The sequence below is a fragment of the Streptomyces sp. URMC 123 genome (genome assembly GCF_051386515.1).
GTDB lineage: Bacteria > Actinomycetota > Actinomycetes > Streptomycetales > Streptomycetaceae > Streptomyces.
Window position 1 is genome coordinate 1 of record NZ_JBPQTV010000418.1, and the last position, 4,789, is coordinate 4,789.

General features: G+C 75.2%; 4 protein-coding genes. All 4 read left to right on the forward strand.

What is annotated here, in order from left to right; genetic code table 11:
* Window positions 1-1,405 (forward strand): cytochrome P450 (locus ACSNOD_RS28490; RefSeq protein WP_436769952.1); only part of this gene is annotated, 1,405 nt, incomplete at its 5' end.
* Window positions 1,402-2,820, forward strand: a complete 1,419-nt coding sequence (locus ACSNOD_RS28495; RefSeq protein WP_436769953.1) for a cytochrome P450 family protein — start codon at window positions 1,402-1,404, stop codon at window positions 2,818-2,820. The genes ACSNOD_RS28490 and ACSNOD_RS28495, both read left to right, overlap by 4 nt.
* 163 nt (window positions 2,821-2,983) lie before the next feature.
* Window positions 2,984-3,910, forward strand: coding sequence for an oxidoreductase (locus ACSNOD_RS28500; RefSeq protein WP_436769954.1), 927 nt, complete (start codon window positions 2,984-2,986; stop codon window positions 3,908-3,910).
* Between the two features lie 76 nt (window positions 3,911-3,986).
* A complete protein-coding gene (locus ACSNOD_RS28505; RefSeq protein ID WP_436769955.1) occupies window positions 3,987-4,745 on the forward strand; it encodes a pirin family protein in 759 nt (252 codons plus the stop codon).
* Window positions 4,746-4,789 lie beyond the last annotated feature (44 nt).

The following is a 4,789-nucleotide window of genomic DNA, read 5'->3' on the forward strand; positions in this document are numbered from 1 at the left end:
CGCCCACCCCGCGCCCGCCTTCCCGGGCGCGCCGACCCCGCTCTACGACCCGGGCTCCGCCGGCGACATGACGGCCCTCTACGAGCGGCTGCGCAAGCGCCACGGCCCGGTCGCCCCCGTGGCGATCGCCCCCGGCATCGAGGCGTGGCTGGTGCTGGGCCACCGGGAGCTGCTCCAGCTCGCCCGGGACGAGGAGTACTTCTCGCACGACCCGCGCCGCTGGACCCCGCTGCGCGAGGGCCGCGTGCCGGCGGACTCGCCGCTGCTGCCGATGGTCGGCTGGCGCCCGGCGCTGCTGTACGCCGACGGGCAGCAGCACCGCCGGATGCGGGCGGCCGTCGCCGACGCGCTGTCCCGGATCAACGGCCACGAGCTGTGCCGCACCGTACGGGCCACGGCCGAGCAGATCATCGCCGAGTTCTCGGCGCGGCGCGGCGCGGACCTGGTGCCGGAGTACGCGCGCGTCCTGCCGCTGCGGATCGTCACCCATCTGCTGGGCCTGGACGAGCGGCAGGGGCCGCGCCTGGTGGAGGCGATCGCCGGAACCGTGGCGGCGAACGCCGACTCCGCGGACGCCAGCCGCCGCATGGGCATCATCCTCACCGCGCTGATCCGGGAGAAGCGGCAGCGCCCGGGCGCGGACGTGACGTCCTGGCTGCTGCACCACCCCGCGCGGCTCACCGACGAGGAAGTGCTGCACAACCTCGTGGTGACCATCGTGGCGGGCAATCAGACGACGATGAACTGGATCGCGACGACGATCCGCATCCTGCTCACCGACCCGGCCTTCCGCACCTCGCTGACCGGCGGCCATCTGACCGTGGACGACGCCCTCGACCTGGTGCTGTGGCGGTTCCCGCCGACGCAGAACTTCCCGGCCCGCTACGCCACCCGCGATCTGCGCTTCGGCGGCCAGGACGTCCGCGCCGGGGACATGCTGATCCTGGGGCTGGCCGCCGCCAACGCCGACCCCGAGGTGCTGCCGGCGGACGGCCGGCCGGTGGTGGGCAACCGCGCCCATCTGGCGTTCGGCGCCGGCCCGCACGCCTGCCCCGCGCAGGACCCGGCCCGGCTGATCGCCCGTACGGCCGTGGACACGCTGCGCCACCGGCTGCCGGACCTGGAACTCGCCGTTCCGGAAAGCGATCTGACGTGGATCGCCTCGCCGTGGTCGAAGGGGCTGGCGGCGCTGCCGGTGCGGTTCAGCGCGCCGCAGCTGGCCGCGCCCGAGTCGGCGTCGGTGCCGCCCTGGGCGTCGTCGGCGGCGTCCGCCTCCGCGCGCGGGCACGCGCACGGCCACGGGCGTGGCCACACCACGACGGCCCCCAACCGCTCCGCCCCGCACCGCTCGACACCGTACGGCTCCGCTTCCTCCGCCCCCGCCCCCGCAGGAGACCCCCGATGAGCGAGCAGTCCCCCGTGGCGACACCGCCCGCCGCCCCCGTACCGCCGTCGGCCACCCCCGTACCGCCGCCGGCCGACCGCGCCGGCGCGCGAAAGGACGAGCGGACCTGCCCCGTTGCGCACCGGCTCGACCCCTCCGGCGCCGATCAGCACGCGGTCAACGCGGAGCTGCGCGCCCGGGGCGCGGCCGTCCCCGTCCTGCTCCCCGGCGACATCCCGGCGGTGGGCGTCACCGGCCACGAGGAGCTCAGGGAGTTCCTGGCCCACCCCGAGGTGGCCAAGAACGCGCGCCACTTCGCGGCGCTCCGGGCCGGGGAGATACCCCCGGGCTGGCCACTGGCGACCTTCGCCACCGTCGACGGCATGACCACCGCCGACGGCGACGACCACCGGCGGCTGCGCGGCCTGGTCACCAAGGCGTTCACGGCGCGCCGGGTGGAGGCGCTGCGCCCGCGGATCGAGGAGCTGACCGCCCGCCTCCTGGACGACATGGCGCGGGCCGCGGAGGCGGACGCCGCCGCGGGCGACGGGGGCGACGGAGGCGGAGGCGAAGGCGGCGGACGCGGCGGACGCGGCGGACGCGGCGGACGCGGTGAAAAGGCCGGTGGCGTGGTGGATCTGCGCCGGCACTTCGCCTATCCGCTGCCCATGAGCGTGATCTGCGAACTGCTGGGCGTGGACCCGGAGCTGCACGACCGGCTGCACGAGCTGTCGAACCTGATCGTCAGCACGGTCGTCGAGCCGGCCGACGCCCTGGCCGCCAACCGCGAGATGGTGGCGATCCTCACGCAGGTGGCCGCCACCCGCCGGGCGCACCCGGGCGACGACCTGACCAGTGGGCTGATCGCCGCCCGCGAGGAGAACGGCGACCGGCTCAGCGAGCGCGAGCTCGTCGGCACCCTGCTGCTGATGATCATCGCCGGCCATGAGACGACCCTGAACCTGATCACCAACGCGGTGCGCGCGCTGTGCGTGCACCGCGACCAGTTGGAACTGGTCCGCGCCGGGCGGGCGACCTGGACCGATGTGGTCGAGGAGACCCTGCGCTACGACAGCCCGGTGAGCTTCTTCCCCTTCCGCTACCCCACGGTGGACCTGGAGGTCGGCGGGACGGTGATCGAGCGGGGGACGCCGGTGCTCGCGTCGTACACCTCCGCCGGGCGCGACCCGCGGGCGCACGGCGACGACGCCGACCGCTTCGACGTCACCCGGCCCCCCAGCCGCCATCTGTCCTTCGGCCACGGGCCGCACTACTGCCTGGGCGCTCCGCTGGCGCGGCTGGAGGCGACGATCGCGCTGGAGCGGCTCTTCGAGCGCTTCCCGGACCTCGATCTCGCGGTGCCGGTGGCGGAGCTGACGCCGCACCCCAGCTTCGTCGGCAACAGCGTGGAGGCGCTGCCGGTCCGGCTGTCCTGAGGGGAACCGGCCCGGCCGCCCCCAGCAGGCCCGGCCGCCCCCAGCGCACCGGCCCGGCCGCCCCGAACGGGCCCGACCCACCGCGCGGTCGCCTACCCTGGCCGCCAGGCCGCCAGGCCGCGCCTGCCGCCTGGCCGCAACCGAACGCGAGGAGAGCTCTGAGATGACAGGCTGGACCGCGAACGACATCCCCGACCAGAGCGGCCGCACGGCCGTCGTCACGGGCGCCAACAGCGGCATCGGGCTGGTCACCGCCCGGGAGCTGGCCCGGCGCGGCGCCGAGGTGGTGCTGGCGTGCCGGGACGAGAGCCGGGCCCTGGAGGCGCAGGGCCGCATCCGGGGCGAAGTGCCCGGCGCGCTCGTCCGCTTCGCCCGGCTGGATCTCGCGGACCTCTCCTCCATCCGGGACTTCGCGGCCGCGTACACCGACGACCGGCTCGACCTCCTGATCAACAACGCCGGGGTGATGGCCCTGCCGCAGAGCCGGACCATCGACGGCTTCGAGACCCAGTTCGGGGTCAACCACCTCGGCCACTTCGCGCTCACCGGCCTGCTGCTGCCGCGGCTGCTGGCCACCCCGGGGGCGCGGATCATCAGCGTCTCCAGCGGCCTCCACGCGCTGGCGACCATCGACCCGACCGATCCGCACGGCGACCGGCACTACCGCCGCTGGATCGCGTACGCCCGGTCGAAGTCGGCCAATCTGCTGTTCGTGCACGAGCTGGCGCGCCGGCTGGAGCGCGCCGGGTCCGATGTGGTGGCGGCCGCCGCCCACCCCGGCTACGCGGACACCAACCTCCAGAGCGCGGGCCCCCGGCTGGAGGGCAGGCGCGCGATGGAGCGGCTGACCTCGCTGCTCAACCGCGTCCTGGCCCAGCCCGCGGAGACCGGCGCCCTGCCCACGCTGTACGCGGCGACGGCGCCGGGGGTGCGGCCGGACTCCTTCACCGGGCCCCGGTTGCAGGGCTGGCGGGGCGCGCCCGCGCCGTCGCTGCGGGCGCCGTGGACGCGGGACGACCGGGCGGGCGAGATCCTGTGGGAGCTGTCGGAGAAGCTCACCGGCGTGGTCCCGGAGACCCGATTGGTATAAACTTCAACTACATCGAGGGGCCGGGGCAGCGCGCTCCCACCGGCAGCGTCCCCCGGCACCGGCAGGAGGTGGCCCCATGGCGACCGGCATCGACATCCGCACCGCCGGCGAGCGCTTCCGCACCCGCACCGACTGGCTGGAGTCGCACCACTCCTTCTCGTTCTCCCGCCACTTCGACCCGGGCAACACCCACTTCGGGCTGCTGCTGGTCTCCAACGACGACGTGGTGGCGCCCGGCACGGGCTTCGACACCCACCCGCACCGCGACATGGAGATCGTCACGTGGGTGCTGGAGGGCGGTCTGGTGCACCAGGACTCCGAGGGGCACAACGGGGTGATCCACCCCGGGCTCGCCCAGCGGATGAGCGCCGGCCGCGGCATCCTGCACAGCGAGAAGAACGACGCGTGGACGCTCACCGGCGAGCCCGAGCACCGGGACCCGGTGCGCTTCGTCCAGATGTGGGTGCTGCCCGACGAGGCCGGCATCGACCCCGGCTACGAACAGCTCGACATCACCGACGAGTTGGCCCGCGGCGGCTGGACCACGCTCGCCTCCGGCATGCCGCGCGACGCCGCCCACCGGGCCATCTCCATCCGGCAGAAGAACGCGGCGCTCCATGTGACGCGGGCGCGCCCCGGGGAGACACTGGAAATCGCCACCGCGCCGTTCGTCCACCTCTTCGTGGCCCGCGGCTCCCTCGAACTGGAGGGCGCGGGGGCGCTCGCCGAGGGCGACGCGGCCCGGGTCACCCGGGCGGAGGGCCAGCGGATCACGGCGGGCCCGGCGGGGGCGGAGGTCCTCATGTGGGAGATGACGGCGGCGATCCGGCCGTGACGCGCCGGCCGTCAGCCGGGGTGGCGTAGACGCCGGGGGTGGCG